Raw genomic sequence first — 18,968 nt, forward strand, 5'->3', positions numbered from 1 at the left:
AAATGAAAGATTATAAGCGTTTCCAAGGAAAATCTGTATTAATTCTAGGTTCTGGTGGTTTAAAGATTGGTCAAGCTGGCGAGTTTGATTACTCGGGAACTCAAGCTATTAAAGCGCTAAAAGAAGAAAAGATCCATACGATTTTGATCAACCCTAATGTTGCAACAGTGCAAACAGACCCTTACATAGCAGATGAAACCTACTTGCTTCCACTTGATGTAGAAATTGTCTCTCAGATTATTGCTAAAACAAAACCTAGTGGAGTCTTACTAGGTTTTGGAGGACAAACAGCTCTTAATTTAGGTCTTCAACTTGCTAGTAAAAATATTTTTCAAAAATACGGCGTAGAAATACTCGGTACGAATATTTCTTCTATTCGGTTAACAGAAGATCGATATCTTTTTAAAAAAAAGCTCGAAAGCATGGGCATTTGCACTCCTAAAAGTAAAGCAGTCAGGTCTATTGATCAAGCATTAAAAGCCGCAGAAGAAATAGGTTATCCGGTTATGTTACGCTTAGGTTTCTCTTTAGGAGGGCTAGGATCGGGAAGAATTACCAATTCTCAAGAACTACATGCAAAAACACAAGAAGCCCTAAATGCTTGTTCGCAGATTTTGATTGAAGAATATTTATTCGGGTTTAAAGAACTTGAATATGAAATTGTACGTGATCAATATGGAAATGCATTAACGATTTGCAATATGGAAAATTTGGATCCAATGGGGATTCATACAGGAGAGAGCATTGTCGTTGCACCTTCACAAACACTCAATAATCAAGAATATCACCTGCTGCGTTCAATTGCTCTAAAAGCAGCAGAAGCTTTTGAAATTGTAGGAGAGTGTAATATACAATATGCTTTAAATCCCAAGGATGGCAGTTATAGAGCCATTGAAATGAACGCTAGACTCTCTCGTTCATCTGCTTTAGCTTCAAAAGCTACTGGATATCCTCTTGCTTTTGTTGCAGCAAAGCTTAGCTTAGGATTTTCTCTTGCCCAAATTCGTAATAACGTGACAAAAAAAACAACAGCTTTTTTTGAACCTGCCTTAGACTATATTGTTGTTAAAATCCCAAGATGGGACATCCATAAACTACGTTCAGCAGAGCGCAGGATCGGCACTGAAATGAAAAGCGTGGGTGAAGTAATGGCAATAGGTAGAAGTTTTCCTGAAGCTCTGCAAAAAGCTATTCGCATGCTAAACATTGGAGCTGATGGATTAACTAGCTATCCTTATCCTATTGAAAATCTACTTCAAGAAATTCGTGAAGCAACCGATAGGAGATTATTTGCTTTAGCTCTTTTTTTTGAAAAAGGAGCAACTCTTAAACAGGCACAAGCCCTATGTCAAATCGATCCTTGGTTTTTATTGCATATCCAATCAATTACACAGCTTGCTTCTCTCTTAAAAAAACAACCTTTAACCAAAAACTTATTACGAAAAGCTAAACAATATGGATTCTCCGATCAAACCATTGGGAAAATAAAAAATATCTCTCAAGAAAAAGTACGAAAATTACGTCATCGTTATCAAATTTTTCCTGTAATTAAACAGATCGATACATTAGCTGGAGAGTTTGATGCCAAAACCAACTACCTTTTTTTAAGCTATCATGGCGTATGTCACGATATTCAACCGTTTAATTCTCCTCCTATAATTGTGCTTGGTTCTGGCCCTTATTCGATTGGCTCATCTGTTGAATTTGATTGGTGTGCTGTGAATACATGTAGAACGCTTTGCTCTTTAAAAGAGAAAACAGTTATTATCAACTGCAATCCAGAAACCGTATCCACGGATTATGATGAATCAGATCGCCTATATTTTGAAGAGCTGACTTTTGAGAGAGTTCGAGATATTGCAGACTTTGAAAATCCAAAAGGAATCGTTGTATCTGTAGGAGGACAAATTGCAAATAATTTAAGCGTAGCTCTTAATAAATACAATTATCCTCTTTTAGGAACAAAAGCTTGGCAAATTGATCGCGCAGAAAATCGCCATAAATTCTCCAGTTTATTGCATAAATTAAAAATTGATCAACCAATATGGACTACAGCCATTTCATTTACTCAAGCAAAATCCTTTGCGAGCCAAGTAGGTTACCCTGTGCTCATTAGACCCTCTTACGTGCTTTCAGGATCAGCTATGAATATTGTTTTTTCTGAAGATGCTCTGGCTTATTTTCTTATTCAAGCGACAAAGATCTCTCCTGATTACCCCGTTGTTTTGTCCAAATTTATTACAGAAGCTAAAGAATTAGAAGTTGATGGAGTAGCTAAAGAAGGCAAGATTGTCATCGAAGCTATTTCTGAACATATCGAAAATGCAGGCGTGCATTCAGGAGATGCTACAGTAGTTTTACCTCCTCAAAATTTAGATCTAGAAACCATTCGACGCACAAAACTTATTACAAGGCAAATTGTCAAAGCACTCGAAATCACTGGTCCTTTTAATATTCAATTTGTGGCTAAAAATAATGCTATTCAAGTTATTGAATGCAATCTGAGAGCTTCTCGTTCCTTTCCTTTTGTCAGTAAAGTAACACGCCATAATTTTATTGAAATTGCAACTAAAGCACTTTTAGATCAACCAATCTCAGGTGTTTTTAAAACTCTCGAGTTTGATTATGTAGGCGTTAAAACTCCCCAATTTTCCTATCAACGCTTAAAAGGAGCAAGTCCTGTTGCTCATGTTGAAATGGCTTCCACGGGAGAGGTAGCCTGTTTAGGCAGAGATCTGCAAGAGGCATTTTTCCTTTCTTGGATGGCTACACAGACAAGAATTAAAGGGAAAAAAATCTTATTTAGTATTGGTGGTGATAAAAAAAGCAAACTATTGGAATTGATCAAGGCACTTACAGGCTGTGGTTGGAAAGTTTTTGCTACTAAAGGAACTCATGACTTTCTCAAAAACCACCAAGTAGAATCCCACTGCATTTATAAAAGCAGTCAAAAAAAGCAGTCTCATTTATCTAACTTCATAAAAAAGGGATATTTTGATTTAATTATAAATATCCCTAAAGGCACAGGAGCTAATCCTATAACAGATGGATTTCATATTAGACGTTTAAGTGTTGATCATCATGTTCCACTGATTACTAATCTACAAAACGCGCAAGTCTTTTTAAGCTGTCTAGTAGAGCTTAATTTGAAATCCTTGCTCATTCTTCCATGGCAACGCTTTGCTACAATTTCCGAAAAAGATCTTACAAATAGAAGGACTATAAAATGAAAAAAATAGTTAGATCTTTTAAAAACTTTCTATTGAAAATATTTGTAAAGATTTTGCGTTATTTTATCAAACAAAATGCTATACAAGAGAGGTTTTTAGTCATTTCTACTACTGGATTAGGAGATACCTTGTGGGGAACTCCTTCAATCCGCTCTCTTAGAGAACATTATCCCAAGGGATACATTGCAGTCCTAACAAGTCATATTGGAAAAGAATTACTGGAAAACAATCCTTACATCAATGATCTATTCTTACTAAAAAAGCCTATAATTACCTCTCTTATCTCTCTTTATTCAAAGCTAAAGAAGAAAAAAATTTCCTATATTTTGTTCTTTCACTCTTCTCAAAGAATAGTTTTACCTTTTGTATACTTACTAGGAGCTAAAAAAATTATTGGCACAGAAGGATCTAACAAAGGACTTGATTCTTTAATCACTCATCTTCTTCCTAAAAAACCACAACATGAAATCGTAAGACGTTTAGAAATCATTGCAGCACTAACGAGTAAAAAACCCATTCATCATCAAATAGAAATTGCTTTAAGCCAGCAAGACAAAAAAAATGCACTACCTTTAATGGATCATTTGCAAAATCATTCGCATCCTTGTATCTTGCTTCATCCAGGATCTAAAGATCTTTTCAAGCGTTGGCCCTCTTCTCATTTTATTGCTTTAGGTAACCTGCTAAGTATACAACATAAATGCCACATATTTATTACAGGTAATCAATCAGAAAAAGAACTAATCCTACATATTGCTTCTAATATTCCTAACAGCACCTCTTTAATAGATCTACCTTTAAAAACATTTGCAGCTCTTATTCAGAACATGGACATAATGGTTTGTAATGATACAGGTCCAATGCATATGGCTTTTGCTACAAAAACACCTACCATTGCCATTTTTTGTCCCACAAATCCTCATTTGTGCGGTCCTTATGCTGTAAAAGACTATACGGTAATTGCAAAGAAAAAAACATGTTCTCCTTGTCTGCAAAAAAAATGCACAAATCCTTTTTGTATGTTACAAATAGGAATACAAGAAGTTTATGAAGCTGTTCTATATCAACTCTGTAAATCCGAAAAATTCGCTTTAAAAGACTTAAGGAAACTTTCATGAATTATGCATTCAAAAATAGAAGTGTTATTTCCATTGAAAATTTTTCTGGTGATGAAATCCTTTATCTTTTAGAGCAAGCGCATATCATGAAAAATTCTCTTTCTCCCCCTGTGCTAAAAACCTCTATTCTTGCTACCTGCTTTTATGAACCCTCGACTAGAACCCGTCTCTCTTTTGAAACCGCCATGCTTAAATTAGGAGGTCGGGTAATTGGATTTTCTGATGGGGAAAATACCGCTGCAAAGAAAGGGGAATCTTTTGAAGATACGATAAGAATCATAGGGTCTTTTGCAGATATCATTATACTGCGGCATCCTTCTAAAGAATCTATACATCTAGCTCATAAAAGTACTAAAACGCCGGTTATTAACGCAGGTAATGGCGCAGAAGAGCACCCTACGCAAGCATTAACAGACTTATTTACTATGCAAGAAACACAAAAAGACCTTCGAGGCTTATCCGTTGCCTTTGTAGGGGATCTTAAATATGGGCGTACAGTGCACTCTCTTTGTCTTGCATGCGCTTTATTTGATATGCGTCTGTTTTTTTGTGCTCCGGATGGTCTGACTCTTCCTCAAGAAACGCTTGCCTATTTAACAAGAAAAAAAATACACTGTTCCTTCCATCAAAACTTAGAAGAGATTATCCCCTGTTTAGACATCCTCTATATAACACGTCTACAGACACATAAATTGACAGGCGCTGACCCAACCTTCTTTAATCTTTACCCCTTAAAACTAAATCATTTAGCACATGCACCTTCTCATTTAAAAATATTACATCCACTTCCAAGAAATCATGAGATCGATCCCTCAATTGATCACACAAAATTTGCATACTATTTTCAACAAGCAGAAAATGGTATATACACTCGTATGGGGTTATTGCATTCTATTTTACAAGGATCCTTAAAATATGATTACGTTTAAGCAAGTCTCTACCATCGATGGGAAAAGATTTGATTGGCAAATCCCTTCTTTAAAAGAGATAAGCTTTGATAGCCATCATCTTACCCTACTGCCTGCTTTAATCGATCCACATGCCCATTTTCGTACCCCTGGGTTAGAATATAAAGAAGATTGGAAGACAGGAGCTAAAGCTGCTTTGCAAGGAGGGATTACTACTGTATTTGATATGCCCAATACTCTGCCTATTACAAATACATTAGAAAGAGTTTTAGAAAAAAAACAGCTTATCCAAAAGCAATTAAACCAAGCAGAAATTTCCTTGCATTTTAACTTATACCTGGGTGTAGATAAAAACCACTTTTCTGAAATTGCACGTTGTCGTAATGAAGTTATTGGCCTGAAAATCTTTATGGGGTCCTCAACAGGAGGTTTATTATTAGATGATGACCTATCACTAGAAACAGCTTTTAAACTCGCTGCAGAAAATGACCTATTAGTTGCTGTGCATGCAGAAGATCAAGGTTTAATTCTTAAAAGAAAAGCTAGGTTTTCTATCTATAAAGAACCTAAAATTCATTCTAAAATTCGTAATGAACAAGTAGCTTATCTAGCAACTAGTAAAGCTATTGACTTAGCTCGTAAATATCACACACGCTTATATCTTTTACATGTGAGCACAAGTCAAGAAATAGAATTGATTCGGCAAGCTAAAGAAGAAGGCCTTTGTGTGTATTGTGAAGTAACCCCTCACCATCTATTTCTTTCGACAAAAGCATATGATTCATTAGGAACTAAAGCCCAAGTTAATCCTCCTTTGAGACAACAAACGCACTCTAATGCGCTATGGCAAGCTATTAGAGAAAAAGTGGTAGATACAATTGGATCAGATCATGCCCCTCATACCCTAGAAGAAAAATCTGTAAATTATCCTAAAGCCTTATCAGGGATACCTGGCATAGAAACCACTCTTCCTTTACTTCTCAATGCCTGTAATCAGGGTAAAATCCAATTATCCGATATTGAACAACTCATGTACAAAAAAATCTTAGAAATTTTTCGACTGCCTCCTTGCCCAGACATTGTTCTCATTGATATGCAAAAAACACAAGTACTAGATCCCTCTTTATTGCAGACAAAGTGCAGTTGGAGTCCCTATGCAGGTCTTACTCTAAAAGGTTGGCCCGTTATGACTGTTTTAGGAGATAATCTCTATGCCTGTCACTAAATTACCTACTTGGTATCCAGATCATTCTCCCATTTACGATATGAAAAAAAGCTACTTAGAAAATGCAGAAGAAGGCCCTTTCTTTGATGGGATAATTCCCAAAAGAAATCTTCCTTCTAGAGAAGAGATGTTAAATTTCTTGGGATTTACAGTAGCCTCTTGTATTGGTGTAGCAGCTGGACCTTTATTAAACTCCAAATGGATTTCACTGGCAGCTAAATTGGGATACGACATTCCCGTATATAAAACCATTCGTAGTAAAGAATATGCAGCTCATCCTATGCCAAATATTATTTATGTCGATACAAATGGCCCCATACATGCAAATGATCCTAAATATAGCGTTAAGCAAATCCCTTTTCCTCCCAAGCAAATAGAGGATTTAGCAATTACAAACTCTTTTGGCATGCCTTCTAGATCTCCTGCTTTTTTATTAGAGGATATTCCTCGTGCAAATGCTTGTTTACAAGAAGGGCAAGTTATGGTTGTTTCCATAACAGGTTCCTCTCAAAAAGAGCGTTCCTTTATAGAAGATTTTGTAGCTGTTGCTACTTTAGCTAAAGCAGCAGGTGCTAAGATTATCGAAGCGAATTTCTCTTGTCCTAATGTAAAGACAAAAGAAGGAGCTATCTATATGTCTCCTTCTGCTGTTGCAGAAATTGGAAAAGCGCTTGTCAAAGCTATCCATCCTATTCCTTTAATCATTAAAGTAGGCGTTTTCTCTTCTAAACAACTATTGCAAGAAGTGTTAATCACAGCTGCTCAAAATGGAATCCAAGCCATTTCTGGAATTAATTCAGTTAGCTCCAAAGTGATTGATTCAAAGGGAAACTCTCCTTTGGGTTTTGATAGACCGACAAGTGGTATTTGTGGAGGACCTATTCTTTCTACTGCGGTGCGGTTTACTACACAAGCTCATGAAATCATTCAAAAAGAAAAGCTCGATCTTACTTTAATCGGAGTAGGAGGTATTTCCTTACCAGAGCATTTTTCTGTTTTTTTTAAAGCAAAAGCTAACGTTGCAATGACCGCAACAGGTATGATGTGGGATCCTTATTTAGCAACAAAATATCATACAAAAGAGCAGAGATGATCCAATTACAGACTAAAAAAATGATCCTTGATCTTTTTAGCATAGGCTCGATTCAATTTGGTTCTTTTATTTTAAAAAGCGGTATTGCATCTCCGATTTATATCGATTTAAGGCGGGTTATTTCTTTTCCAAAACTCGTAAAAGAAATCCGTGATGCCCTTTGGCAACTTGCATCTGTTTTAGAATTTAGTTTGATTTGTGGAGTGCCTTATACTGCTCTTCCTCTTGCTACAGCCATCTCTTTAGAATATAATGTTCCGATGCTAATGCGCCGCAAGGAGATTAAGGAATATGGAACAAGATCTAGTATTGAGGGCATATTTAACAAAGAACAGTTTTGCTTAATCATCGAAGATGTAATCACTACAGGTCAGAGTATTCTTGAAACAGTTGTCCCTTTACAAAATCTAGGAATCGCTGTCAAAGATATTTGCGTTGTGCTTAACCGCGAACAATCAGGTGTAAAAGCTCTGCAAAAAAATGGGCTTTTTGTTCACAGTTTGATCAGTATTTATGAAATCTTGGAAGTATTATACGAAGAAAAAAAAATCGAAGAAAATATATTTCAAAATGTCACTTATTTCTTAAAAAGCCTATGATAAGAGAATATAGTTATGAGCAAAGAATAGCATTTTGTCCTAACCCGGTTGCAAAAAAGCTACTTAACACCTGTAAAGAAAAGCAAAGTAACCTCTGTGTTGCAGCCGATTTTACTTCATCTGAAGCATTAATTACTTTTGCAGAGTCAGTAGGATCTGAGATTTGCATGTTAAAAACACATATAGATATTCTCAACGATTTTCATCCAAATACTACAAAAAAGCTTCAAGAACTTAGTCATAAAGAGAATTTTATGATTTTTGAAGATCGTAAATTTGCCGATATTGGAAATACAGTGCAGTTACAATATCAAGGAGGCCCTTTTAAAATGATAGAATGGGCTGATTTGATCAACGCCCATAGTGTCGTAGGCCCCGATATCATCTCAGCTCTTAAAAATATAGGCCTTAGCTCTAATAGGGCACTACTCCTATTAGCAGAAATGAGCTCTTTTGGAACCCTTGCTAAAGAAGAATATACAGAAGCTACGATAAAAATGGCTGAACAGCATGAGGATTTTGTGATTGGTTTCATTTGCTTAAAAAAAATTTCCAATAATCCAAAATGGATCTACTTTACACCTGGCATTCAATTTGCTAACGATAAAGATCTCTTAGGACAGACATACCAAACCCCAGACTCAGCTATCAAATCAGGCAGTGATATAATCATTGTAGGGAGAGGAATCTATCAAGCAGAAAATCCAAAACAAGCGGCAAATAAATATCGCAAAGCGGGATGGTCCTCTTATGTCTTCAGCCTATCTTCCTAAGATTTTTATCATTATTGTAAATTGGAATGGGAAGCAAGATACCTTAACTTGCCTAAGTTCTCTACATTCATTGGACTATTCTAACTATCAAATAGTCATTGTTGATAATGGATCAAATGATGGTTCTATTTCTGCTATAAAACTTCAATTTCCTCATCATCTACTATTAGAAAACCACACCAACTTAGGGTTTACAGGTGGTAATAATGTAGGAATCCAATATGCTTTAAACCACAAAGCTGATTTTATTTTGCTGCTTAACAATGATACCAAGGTTTCTTCTGATCTATTAAAGCGCTTTATATTAGGATTTCAACAATTTCCTAAGGCAGGAATTCTTGGCGCTAAAATTTATCTCATGCAAAATGAGGAGAAATTAGATCACTTTGGAGGAACTTGGAATCCAAAAAAAGGAATCTTTGATTTAATTGGATTGCATGCATTAGATGAGAACTGGCATGAAGCTTTCTGTATCGACTATGTCTGCGGAGCCGCTATGATGATTAAAAAAGAAGTTTTTGAACAAATAGGATTATTGGAATCTCGCTTTTTTTTGATTTGGGAGGAATCTGATTTTTGTATGCGTGCAAAGCGTAAAGGCTTTCAAATTATTAGCTACCCCTCTGCAAAGATTTGGCATAAAGTTTCTGCTTCTTTTAAAGGTAAAACCCATAATATCTATTTTTGGTGGCGTAACCGCCTTCTTTGGATCGAACGCAACTGTGCTTTTAACCAACTTTTAAGTATCTATATACGAGTGTTAATTCCTGAAATTTTTCAATTATTAAAAATCTACCTACTTAAATCCGTACAGTTTATTTGTTTTAAACATTTTTATTCTAAAGCTGAACAAGAGAAGAAAAGAACTAAACTACTTATTTATAAGGCAGCTTTAAAAGGCATAAAGGACTATCTCTTACGTCGCTTTGGACCCGGGCCTGATTGGGTTAATCATTGCTACTAAAATAGAGTTCTAATTTGACGAAGCTAAGATAAACTGCTATAAATTAAGAAATAGGACATCTTGTCACAATGAGCATGACAGGCTTGGCAATTTTCAATTTTTACAACTATTGATTTATGACTATTAACAAAATTTTAAAATATCTCTTCATTTTTCTTCTTTTTGCTTTTGTAAGCTGTGATCGTAATATGGTCATCATAAATGATGTCGATGAAAGAGAGGCAAATGAAATCATCGTCTTTCTAGCGAGTAGAGGGATCTCTTCAGAAAAAATGCAAGCTGTAAGCACAGGAGCTGGTACAACAGGCAATGAAGCTGTAAAGTGGAGCATTATGGTTGATGGGGCTCATTCTACAAAAGCTATGGCTATTTTAAATCAAAATGGATTGCCTCGTAAAAAAGGAATGAGCTTATTGGACCTTTTTGCAAAAGCGGGCTTGATGTCTTCGGAAAAAGAAGAAACTATTCGTTATCAAGCAGGACTTGCTGAACAAATTGCTAACATGATCCGTAAGATCGACGGTGTACTAGATGCAGATGTACAAATTTCTTTTCCTTCTACTGAAACTTCTTCCATGGCTTATGGATCACAACAAGAAAAACTTAAAAAAATTACAGCAGCGGTTTATGTAAAACATCAAGGAGTGTTTGATGATCCTAATTCCCATCTCTCTTCTAAAATTAAACGCCTTGTATCTGGTAGCGTAACAGGTCTTGATCTCAACGATGTTACAGTCATTTCAGATCGTGCACGCTTCATCGATGTTTCATTAACTCCCATAAGCGAATCTTTAGAAGGATCTGAAAATGCATATGTAAGTATTTGGTCGATTATATTAAGCAAACAATCAGCTTCTCGTTTCCGCGTTGTCTTCTTTCTTCTGATGTTTTGCTTATTTATATTTGCTTTGCTTATCGGTTGGATGATTTGGAAGTTCTACCCCCTTCTTAAAGAAAAAGGGAACTGGAGAAATCTACTTAAAATTACCCCTTTTAAAGAGAGAGAAGGAAAAATAGAATCACCTGAGAGTGAAAAGTAAACCATGAATAAAGTAGCTTTTTGTACATTACGCTCTCTTATTATGTCCTCTCCCCAAAAAAAGGGTCTTCTTGCTTGCTTATCAGAAGAGATGCAAACTGAAATGCAAACATCTCATGGAGAAAATATAGAAATAACAAATACAGAATTCTCTATATATGAACAGCTTGATGCTATACATTTTTCCTGGTTTGTGCCACATCTGCGTTCTCTTACAGAAAAAGATGCTAAGCTTTTTATCTCTTGTTTACCACTTGAACAAATACAAGGATTAAAAGAAGCATTAATGCTCTCTCAATCCTTTCCAAGGCTCACAGCTTTAGCCAAAAAATACTTAACTCAAGAATTATTTAAAAAAATTGCTCCTGAAAACTTGATCCCTCTTTGCTTTTTACCGCAACATCCTTTACTAGCTTTACTTGATTTAAATACTACACAATTAAATACCCTTATTGAACTATTGGCAATGCATGATTTAGCAGTGGAAATTCCTCAAATTATCTCTACGCAAAAATTAAAATCGATTGATAGCGCTCTTACTAAAGAGCAAGCTACTTACTTAAAAAAACTTTTGATTCAAAAAGAACTTGTTGTCTTTAAAAAAATAGGACTATCTGAGTGGGACGCAGATTTAGAGGTGTTAAAAAATGCATTAATGCAAAGAGGAATTAATCGATTAGCTAAAGCTATTTATCCTATTCATACGAGCTTTACTTGGTATATAAGCCATCATCTAGAAATGGAAAAAGGTAAACTATTAACTAAGTTATCTACCACTACAACTGCTCCACAAGCAGCGGATCTGCTCAAAAATCAAGTCCTTTCACTCATGAAAACACTTAACTATCAAAACTAACTTATGAAATTTCTAACACTCATTCAACAAAGCGAAGTACATCCAGCTACAGAAGAAAAGGTGATCCTTGCTAAAGATTTTAGTATTTTATTAGAAACAAAATCTCTGGTTGAACATGCACAAGAAGATATTGTTCTTTATAAACAAAAGGTAGAAAAAGAGTGTAAAAAGCTACGCGCCCAAGCAAAACAACAAGGCTTTGATGAGGGACTCGAGCAATTCAGTACTTATATTACAGATTTAGAAAAAAAAGTGCTTTTTTGGTATTCAGAACTGCAAAAAAAAGTACTTCCTCTTGCTCTACAGGCAGCTAAAAAAATCGTTAGCCAACAGCTATCTTTGGATCCTGAAACTATTGTGCGAATCGTCTCTGAGACGCTTAAGAGCGTGAAGCAAAGTCCTGATATTACCATCTATGTCAATAAATTAGACAAAGATATTCTAGAAGAAAATAAGCCCACTCTTAAGAAAAATCTTGAACAAGTAAAAGTTTTTACGATTCAGGAAAGAGATGATATTGAACAAGGAGGCTGTGTTATTGAAACAGACAGCGGAATTATCAATGCCAAAATAGATAAACTTTGGGAATCTTTAGAGCACGCTTTTCAAAAATACATGTAATTTTAAAGCACAAACTTAAAGCTCTTTTTCTCTTAGAGAAAATCCAAGAATATACTAAATTCGGTAAAAAAATGGTACTGACATGCATAAACGCTTTCTGATTTTTTCTTTTATATTGCTAGCCTGTCTTTTTTTAGGAGACTGTTTATATGCACAGGAAGTAATTCCCTCTTCACCTTCTATTGAACAACTAGCACCAACGCCTACCATTTTAGAAGAATTAACAGCAATCACAGCTTTTGCGCTTTTGCCTTTTGCTATTATGCTCTTAACCTCTTACATTAAAATTGTGATTGTATTGTCTCTTCTACGCAATGCTCTGGGCATTCAGCAATCTCCACCAAATCAAGTCATAAGTGGTATTGCTCTTTTAATGACGATTTATGTGATGTTTCCCACCATGGTAGCCATGTATAGAGCAGGAGAAAATCAGATTAAAGACAGAGCTCCTACAAACTTATTTTCCGCTGAAAGCGCTCAATACACGGTAGATGTAATCAATGTTACAAAGGAGCCTATGCGTGATTTTTTACAGAGAAATACTACTGCTAAGCACATGGGTGGTTTTTATCAACTTGCTCAGCGCTCTATACCAGAAGAGTTTCGTGGCGGGTTAAAACCCAACGATTTTATCATTTTGATTCCTGCTTTTATTACCTCACAACTTAAAGCTGCGTTTGAAATTGGTGTCTTAATCTATTTACCCTTCTTTGTAATAGATCTAGTGACCTCCAATATTTTACTTGCTATGGGCATGATGATGTTATCTCCTTTAACAATTGCACTTCCTTTAAAGCTACTATTAATCGTAATGGTAGATGGATGGACATTGATCATTCAAGGACTAGTCTTATCATTTCGTTAATTTAAGGAAAAAAATATGTATAACACAGAAATCTATCAGCTTTCTTATCAAGCTCTGTTATTGATTCTTCTTTTATCCGGTCCTCCTATTTTGATCAGCACTCTGCTCGGATTAACCGTTGCTATTTTTCAGGCAGCTACACAAATTCAAGAGCAAACACTCTCTTTCATGGTCAAACTATTTGCAGTGATTTTTACCTTGCTCATTGTTGGAGGATGGTTAAGCGCACAAATTTTACAGTTTACTAATAATATCTTTACTAATTTTCCTAAATGGGCGTCTTAAAGATCTACATAAAAACACTCATATACACTTTTTGTTGACTGAATTCTTTATAAAAATTACATTGAAATTCAGGAAAATCACGCCATGTAATTTGTATAAAAAATTAGAGGTTTTATATGCGATTAAGAACAAAAAAATTATGGTTCGCAGTTATTACTCTTATGTTAGTAAACTCTATTCACGCAGACTCTCACGACTCATCTTCTGCCTCTGATCCAGAAGATTGTCTTCCATGTCGCGAACAGAATTCGATTACACCTAATCAAGAGAATCCTCTTCCTCATTTTGAACAAAATTTGACCAAACCTGATATAGAAAATCGCCTCATTCTTATTGAAAAAAAATTAGAGAACTGCCTTAACACTCTTGAACAAACACAAGATATAAGCAGAATGATCAACCCTCCTGCTATGCCTTTAACTAGAAATGGATGGGGTTTGCAAATATCTGCAGATGCTCTATATTGGAAAATACAAGAAGATGCTCTTACCTATGCTATAGGATTTTCCTCCGATCAAGATCTTGGTCAATCAACTGCCTTAGTAAAACAGAGGTATAATTGGGGACTTCGCGTCGGCCTTGATTGGACTCTGCCTCACGATAATTGGGATATAGCAGCTACTTGGACGCATCTAATTAGCAATAGCCATCGCAGTAAAACCACGGCAGCTGATTTAAAAATTCCTACCGAAGGAGGTTCTCCTCAGCTATTTTTATTAATATTACAAGGGATTAACGATCCTATTGCTACCGGCTATTTCAACGCAAGTTCAAAATATCATAATCGCCTTGACCAGATTAGTCTTAACGCTGCTCGTGAATTTTTCATTAGTAAATGGGTAACATTACGTCCTTATTTTGGTTTAAGAGCCGATCGGTTACATCAAAGATTGCGTACAGGTTATTTTGAAAATGTAGTGGTTGCAAGTGCAGGGGTTGTGGTTCCTAATCTTTCTTTAGATGTTCAACAAACAAATAAATGGCAAGGAATTGGGATTGAATCAGGATTTAGCTCCCAATTGAGTTTTTGTGGCGGGTTTAGCATTTATGGAAATATAGCTGCTGCTATTGAGTATGGTCTACAAAAATTACATCTCTCTCAAACCGGTTTTGATTTTAGCTCTGTTCAATTCGGAGGTCCACCAGATTCTGCTTTTAATGGTTTTGGCACAAGTTATCATATTTGCAGGCCTATTCTAGATCTTCAATTAGGATTAGGTTGGGATTATAATTTTTGTAATGACCGGTTACACTTTGGATTAAAGTTAGGTTGGGAAAATCACGTATATTTCAACCAAAGTCGTTTCCTATTTATTCAAATAGCAGACGCTACAAATATCACAGCTACTACTGCCACAAACTACTCAGAAAATGCACATGGAGGAGATTTAACCTATCAAGGATGGACACTACATGCAAGCTTTGATTTTTAATGTATTTTGCTGTTATCTTTTTCTGTGATCTTTTATAAGCTTTTACATGAACCCTAATGAATCTTACCTAGCTTTTTTTTCCAAACTTTTTGAACTAGATCCTTTTGCATTGCTTTCCCTATTTTTTTTAGGATTGATGCGATTTGCACCTATTGTAAGTTTAGCTCCTTTTTTAGGGAATAAAGCTCCTAGCACGGTAAAAATGGGCCTTTTGATCTGTTTAACCCTTGTATTTTTACCGCAAATGATTATGACTTCTCAAACAATAGTTGGATTTAATTTTCAATATATTGTCCTTTGTTTTAAAGAACTCTTCCTTGGATTCGTTCTTGCATTTTTTATAACAATCCCTTTCTACATTGCAGAAACAGCTGGGGTAAATATCGACTTTCTCAGAGGATCTTCTGCTTTGCAAGTGACAGATCCTTTTATGCAAACCCCTTCTTCTTCTATTGGTATTTTTTATAATTACATCATGATTGTGATCTTCTATCAAATCAACGGCATCTTTTATTTTTTTAATGCTCTTTTCGATTTTTATACAATTATTCCCGCAGATAAAATGCTTTCATCGTATTTCTTTACTTTTCAAGCAGCTTTTTGGCAAAGCGTTTGGACATTAGTTGGAAAAATCGTATCAATTGGTATTCAATTAGCAGCTCCATCTATCATTGCTATATTAATGACGGAGATGTTTTTAGGAATCGCTAACAGATTAGCTCCTCAAGTACAAATTGCTTTTTTAGGTATGTCTCTTAAGTCATTACTTGGGCTTGCGGTTCTTTGTGCTGCATGGTTTTTTATTTTACAACAAATGGGCATACAATCATTAGGATATCTAAAAGATCTAGAAATGATTCTAAAGAGCTTTCAATAGTATTAGCTATTTTTACTTATTAACAGTCTTAATTTTTTAATTAAATTCAGAAAAAATCCTTTTTGTATTTGTATTTTTTCTGATTGTTTCTTTGATTTTTAAATCATAAAAATGCGAAATTCATTTAATAGAACTCTTTCAAAACTAGAAAATAAAAAACCCCTCCTAAATAGTTTTAAGACGTATTTGACCTATCTTAGAAATAGAGTTTTAACATCGATTAAAAAAGGAAAATCATATACGTATACTATTTTTTGTTGACTTGAATTCGTAATAAAAATTACAGTGAAGCCATAAAAATGATGCAAATAAAGCTATCAAAACAAAAAATACTGCTCAGAATATGCTTTAAAAGAGATTATTCTTCCTTGCAGTTTTTCATTTAAGGCAAGTTTGCATCAGATGTAGCTGTTTACAAAGTTCATTGTAGGCAAATACGATGATCTTCAAGATGTCTACATTGTAGCTGCTTGCGGAATTGCTAATTTCTTACAAGGAAGTTGTTAACTCCGTGGGCAGCTACGAATTGTCGTTTATTGAAATTAAATGATCCAAACCCAGGGGGATCTATATGCAATGGAATTTGAAAAAGGTGTGGCCCGCAACTGCCGCATCTATGTTATTAGCAACAAGCTTTACGTATGCGGATTTTGGTGATTCATCATCCCTGCGTAATATAGAAAATCGTCTTAATTGCCTTGAGCAAAAACGAGGCGTAAATGGAATGATCAACCCTCCTGCAATGCCTCTAACTAGAAATGGATGGGACTTTCAAATATCTGCAGATGCTCTTTTATGGCAACTATTTGAAGACGGTCTTAGTTATGCTGTAGAAACAACATCTACTGGCCTTCCTGTTGGAGCTGATGGAGTAGAAAGTAACTACAATTGGGGATTCCGTCTTGGCCTTGACTGGACCCTACCGCATGATAATTGGGATGTAGATCTTTCTTGGACACACCTAATTAGCAATCGTCATGGCAGTTCTACGGCAGATACTACAGGTGCTACGCCAAACGTTTTAGTGAAAGCACAAGGTTTTGCAAATGCTACTACTGTAGGCTATACCACTGCAAGCGCAAGATACCACAATCGTCTTGATCAAATTGATCTTAGCCTAGGTCGTGAGTTCTTCATTAGCAAATGGGTAACACTACGTCCTTTCTTTGGACTAAGAGCTGATTGGTTACGCCAAAGATTCCGTACTTCTTACGGCTCTACTGCTACCACCCCATTAGATCAAAGCACTAACCAAAGAAATAAATGGTGGGGAATTGGTATTGAGTCAGGACTTAATACACAATGGAGTTTCTGTAGTGGATTTAGCATTTATGGAAACGTAGCCACTGCTATTGAGTATGGCTTACAAAAGCTGCAATTGAGCGAGTCTGGCGGTGTTGATGCTTCATTTAGAAGAAGCTACCATATTTGCAGACCTATCCTGGATTTACAGCTTGGACTAGGTTGGGATTATAACTTCTGTGAAGACGGCTTTCACTTTGGATTAAAATTAGGCTGGGAAACCCATGTATATTTCGATCAAAGCAGATTCTTGTCTTACAACACAGTCAACTATTCAGACAACACTTCTGGTGGAAGTCTGACTTATCAAGGCTGGACATTACATGCTTGCTTTGACTTCTAAGTAAAGTTCTTTGTTACTGCAAAGAAAATAGACACCAGGATTAAGTGAACATATTCACCTAAACTGGTGTTTTTTTTATCCCTATAATATATTTTTTTCATAAAAAAGATCTGAGTTCTTTTCATTAAAAAAAAATATTGCAATTTATTTTTATTAGTATAAGATGAATGTCAATACATTAAAAAATAAAAATTACAGTTAAGCCAAAATGATCCGGGTATATTCTTTGTAAAAAAACAAAGCTTTTAAACCCTGCATTTTTGTTTGATATAAAGTTGTATCTGATGTAATTGTCGTTTACTGAAATTAAATAATCTAAACTCAAGAGAAATCTTATTATGCAAGGGAACTTGAAAAAAATATGGCCTACAATTACTGCATCTATGTTGTTAACTCTAAGCTTTACGTATGCAGATGTCAATGATTGTGCTACGCCTGATTTACCTAATAAGCCTAATTTAGTTAAGTCTGCTCTACCTACGCCTGATTTAACTAATACGCCTAATTTAGAAAATTGCCTCCCTTGCCTTGAAACAAATAAAATGATTAATCCTCCTGGAATGCCGCTAACCAGAAATGGATGGGGCTTTCAAATATCTGCAGATGCTCTGCTTTGGCAGCTACAAGAAGATGGCCTTATCTACGCTACAGAATTAACCTCTCTTGGCCTTCCTATTAGAAATGATCGAGTAAAACAAAAATATAATTGGGGATTCCGCGTTGGTCTGGATTGGACTCTACCTCATGATAATTGGGATGTAGCAGCTACTTGGACACATTTAATTAACAATCGCCATGTTAGTGCTACAGCAGCTACAGGTAATTTTTTATTAGCACCAAAGATTGGTATAGGTTTTACAACTGCAAGCGCAAAGTATCACAATCGTCTTGAACAAATTAGCCTTAATACAGGTCGCGAGTTTTTTGTAAGTAGGTGGGTAACACTACGCCCTTTCTTTGGACTAAGAGCCAATTGGTTACGCCAAAGATTACGTGAGTCTTATTCTGGAACAGCTACAAACCCTACAGATGCCCAAATTACTCAGAGAAGAGTTAAATGGTGGGGAATTGGGATCGAATCAGGTCTTAACACACAGTGGAGTTTTTGTGGTGGATTTAGTCTTTATGGAAACGTAGCTGGTGCTATTGAGTATGGACTGATTAAACAAACTATAAATGAATCTGGAATTATCGCTTATTCATTTAGAGATAGTTATCATATTTGTAAACCTATTATAGACCTTCAATTGGGACTAGGTTGGGATTACAATTCCTGTAATGACTGCTTCCACTTTGGATTGAAATTAGGCTGGGAAAACCACGTGTATCTCAATCAAGGTCTCTTATTTGATTCCATCCCTTTAGGAGATTTAACCTACCAAGGTTGGACTCTACACGCAAACTTTGATTTCTAACTAAAACCTTTACAAGAAAAAC

17 protein-coding genes are annotated in these 18,968 nt (G+C 35.6%); all 17 read left to right on the forward strand.

Translation table 11 applies throughout. The features are described from left to right. Nucleotides 1-2: 2 nt before the first annotated feature. The 17 genes from carB to RHAB15C_RS06305 all read left to right on the forward strand — a co-directional run bounded on the left by carB (nt 3) and on the right by RHAB15C_RS06305 (nt 18,946). On the forward strand, nt 3-3,230 hold the full coding sequence (carB, locus tag RHAB15C_RS06225; RefSeq protein WP_198424172.1) for a carbamoyl-phosphate synthase (glutamine-hydrolyzing) large subunit: 3,228 nt from the start codon (nt 3-5) through the stop codon (nt 3,228-3,230). Continuing rightward, nucleotides 3,227-4,348 carry a glycosyltransferase family 9 protein gene (locus RHAB15C_RS06230; RefSeq protein WP_194845200.1) on the forward strand — a complete coding sequence of 374 codons (1,122 nt, stop codon included), beginning with the start codon at nt 3,227-3,229 and terminating at the stop codon, nt 4,346-4,348. Before carB ends, RHAB15C_RS06230 begins: the two co-directional genes overlap by 4 nt. Beyond that, entirely contained in the window at nt 4,345-5,277 is a 933-nt protein-coding gene (gene pyrB / locus RHAB15C_RS06235; RefSeq protein WP_194845199.1) for an aspartate carbamoyltransferase, read from the forward strand. Before RHAB15C_RS06230 ends, pyrB begins: the two co-directional genes overlap by 4 nt. Next, nucleotides 5,264-6,481 (forward strand): dihydroorotase, encoded by a 1,218-nt coding sequence (locus RHAB15C_RS06240; RefSeq protein WP_194845198.1) that lies wholly within the window; start codon nt 5,264-5,266, stop codon nt 6,479-6,481. Before pyrB ends, RHAB15C_RS06240 begins: the two co-directional genes overlap by 14 nt. After that, entirely contained in the window at nt 6,468-7,574 is a 1,107-nt protein-coding gene (locus RHAB15C_RS06245) for a beta/alpha barrel domain-containing protein (RefSeq protein WP_194845197.1), read from the forward strand. The genes RHAB15C_RS06240 and RHAB15C_RS06245 overlap by 14 nt, the downstream gene beginning before the upstream one ends. Beyond that, nucleotides 7,571-8,173, forward strand: a complete 603-nt coding sequence (locus tag RHAB15C_RS06250; protein WP_194845196.1) for an orotate phosphoribosyltransferase — start codon at nt 7,571-7,573, stop codon at nt 8,171-8,173. The genes RHAB15C_RS06245 and RHAB15C_RS06250 overlap by 4 nt, the downstream gene beginning before the upstream one ends. Continuing rightward, nucleotides 8,170-8,946, forward strand: coding sequence for an orotidine-5'-phosphate decarboxylase (gene pyrF, locus RHAB15C_RS06255; protein ID WP_194845195.1), 777 nt, complete (start codon nt 8,170-8,172; stop codon nt 8,944-8,946). Before RHAB15C_RS06250 ends, pyrF begins: the two co-directional genes overlap by 4 nt. Continuing rightward, complete coding sequence (locus tag RHAB15C_RS06260; RefSeq protein WP_194845194.1) at nt 8,924-9,910, forward strand: glycosyltransferase family 2 protein; 987 nt, start codon at nt 8,924-8,926, stop codon at nt 9,908-9,910. Before pyrF ends, RHAB15C_RS06260 begins: the two co-directional genes overlap by 23 nt. A gap of 188 nt (nt 9,911-10,098) precedes the next feature. After that, on the forward strand, nt 10,099-10,950 hold the full coding sequence (locus tag RHAB15C_RS06265; RefSeq protein WP_220716039.1) for an EscJ/YscJ/HrcJ family type III secretion inner membrane ring protein: 852 nt from the start codon (nt 10,099-10,101) through the stop codon (nt 10,948-10,950). Nucleotides 10,951-10,953: 3 nt separating this feature from the next. Continuing rightward, nucleotides 10,954-11,805, forward strand: coding sequence for a hypothetical protein (locus RHAB15C_RS06270; RefSeq protein ID WP_194845192.1), 852 nt, complete (start codon nt 10,954-10,956; stop codon nt 11,803-11,805). 3 nt (nt 11,806-11,808) lie between these two features. Then, nucleotides 11,809-12,426 carry a FliH/SctL family protein gene (locus RHAB15C_RS06275; RefSeq protein WP_194845191.1) on the forward strand — a complete coding sequence of 206 codons (618 nt, stop codon included), beginning with the start codon at nt 11,809-11,811 and terminating at the stop codon, nt 12,424-12,426. 82 nt (nt 12,427-12,508) lie between these two features. After that, nucleotides 12,509-13,291 carry a type III secretion system export apparatus subunit SctR gene (gene sctR, locus RHAB15C_RS06280; protein ID WP_194845190.1) on the forward strand — a complete coding sequence of 261 codons (783 nt, stop codon included), beginning with the start codon at nt 12,509-12,511 and terminating at the stop codon, nt 13,289-13,291. Nucleotides 13,292-13,306: 15 nt separating this feature from the next. Further along, a complete protein-coding gene (gene sctS / locus RHAB15C_RS06285) occupies nt 13,307-13,576 on the forward strand; it encodes a type III secretion system export apparatus subunit SctS (RefSeq protein ID WP_194845189.1) in 270 nt (89 codons plus the stop codon). Nucleotides 13,577-13,692: 116 nt separating this feature from the next. After that, complete coding sequence (locus RHAB15C_RS06290) at nt 13,693-15,009, forward strand: Lpg1974 family pore-forming outer membrane protein (RefSeq protein WP_194845188.1); 1,317 nt, start codon at nt 13,693-13,695, stop codon at nt 15,007-15,009. A gap of 46 nt (nt 15,010-15,055) precedes the next feature. Further along, nucleotides 15,056-15,886: an EscT/YscT/HrcT family type III secretion system export apparatus protein gene (locus RHAB15C_RS06295; protein ID WP_194845187.1), complete on the forward strand. Its 831-nt coding sequence runs from the start codon at nt 15,056-15,058 to the stop codon at nt 15,884-15,886. Nucleotides 15,887-16,457: 571 nt separating this feature from the next. Further along, nucleotides 16,458-17,531, forward strand: coding sequence for an Lpg1974 family pore-forming outer membrane protein (locus RHAB15C_RS06300; RefSeq protein WP_194845186.1), 1,074 nt, complete (start codon nt 16,458-16,460; stop codon nt 17,529-17,531). 338 nt (nt 17,532-17,869) lie between these two features. Then, nucleotides 17,870-18,946 carry an Lpg1974 family pore-forming outer membrane protein gene (locus RHAB15C_RS06305; protein WP_194845185.1) on the forward strand — a complete coding sequence of 359 codons (1,077 nt, stop codon included), beginning with the start codon at nt 17,870-17,872 and terminating at the stop codon, nt 18,944-18,946. Nucleotides 18,947-18,968 lie beyond the last annotated feature (22 nt).

It is taken from the genome of Candidatus Rhabdochlamydia porcellionis (assembly GCF_015356815.2).
GTDB lineage: Bacteria > Chlamydiota > Chlamydiia > Chlamydiales > Rhabdochlamydiaceae > Rhabdochlamydia > Rhabdochlamydia porcellionis.

Coding starts and splice junctions, on each gene's coding strand:
- RHAB15C_RS06245 (WP_194845197.1), top strand. CDS start 6,468: ATGCCTGTCACTAAATTACCTACTTGGTATCCAGATCATTCTCCCATT.
- RHAB15C_RS06250 (WP_194845196.1), top strand. CDS start 7,571: ATGATCCAATTACAGACTAAAAAAATGATCCTTGATCTTTTTAGCATA.
- RHAB15C_RS06300 (WP_194845186.1), top strand. CDS start 16,458: ATGCAATGGAATTTGAAAAAGGTGTGGCCCGCAACTGCCGCATCTATG.
- sctR (WP_194845190.1), top strand. CDS start 12,509: ATGCATAAACGCTTTCTGATTTTTTCTTTTATATTGCTAGCCTGTCTT.
- carB (WP_198424172.1), top strand. CDS start 3: ATGAAAGATTATAAGCGTTTCCAAGGAAAATCTGTATTAATTCTAGGT.
- RHAB15C_RS06305 (WP_194845185.1), top strand. CDS start 17,870: ATGCAAGGGAACTTGAAAAAAATATGGCCTACAATTACTGCATCTATG.
- RHAB15C_RS06260 (WP_194845194.1), top strand. CDS start 8,924: ATGTCTTCAGCCTATCTTCCTAAGATTTTTATCATTATTGTAAATTGG.
- RHAB15C_RS06290 (WP_194845188.1), top strand. CDS start 13,693: ATGCGATTAAGAACAAAAAAATTATGGTTCGCAGTTATTACTCTTATG.
- sctS (WP_194845189.1), top strand. CDS start 13,307: ATGTATAACACAGAAATCTATCAGCTTTCTTATCAAGCTCTGTTATTG.
- RHAB15C_RS06230 (WP_194845200.1), top strand. CDS start 3,227: ATGAAAAAAATAGTTAGATCTTTTAAAAACTTTCTATTGAAAATATTT.
- pyrF (WP_194845195.1), top strand. CDS start 8,170: ATGATAAGAGAATATAGTTATGAGCAAAGAATAGCATTTTGTCCTAAC.
- RHAB15C_RS06265 (WP_220716039.1), top strand. CDS start 10,099: ATGGTCATCATAAATGATGTCGATGAAAGAGAGGCAAATGAAATCATC.
- RHAB15C_RS06295 (WP_194845187.1), top strand. CDS start 15,056: ATGAACCCTAATGAATCTTACCTAGCTTTTTTTTCCAAACTTTTTGAA.
- RHAB15C_RS06270 (WP_194845192.1), top strand. CDS start 10,954: ATGAATAAAGTAGCTTTTTGTACATTACGCTCTCTTATTATGTCCTCT.
- RHAB15C_RS06240 (WP_194845198.1), top strand. CDS start 5,264: ATGATTACGTTTAAGCAAGTCTCTACCATCGATGGGAAAAGATTTGAT.
- pyrB (WP_194845199.1), top strand. CDS start 4,345: ATGAATTATGCATTCAAAAATAGAAGTGTTATTTCCATTGAAAATTTT.
- RHAB15C_RS06275 (WP_194845191.1), top strand. CDS start 11,809: ATGAAATTTCTAACACTCATTCAACAAAGCGAAGTACATCCAGCTACA.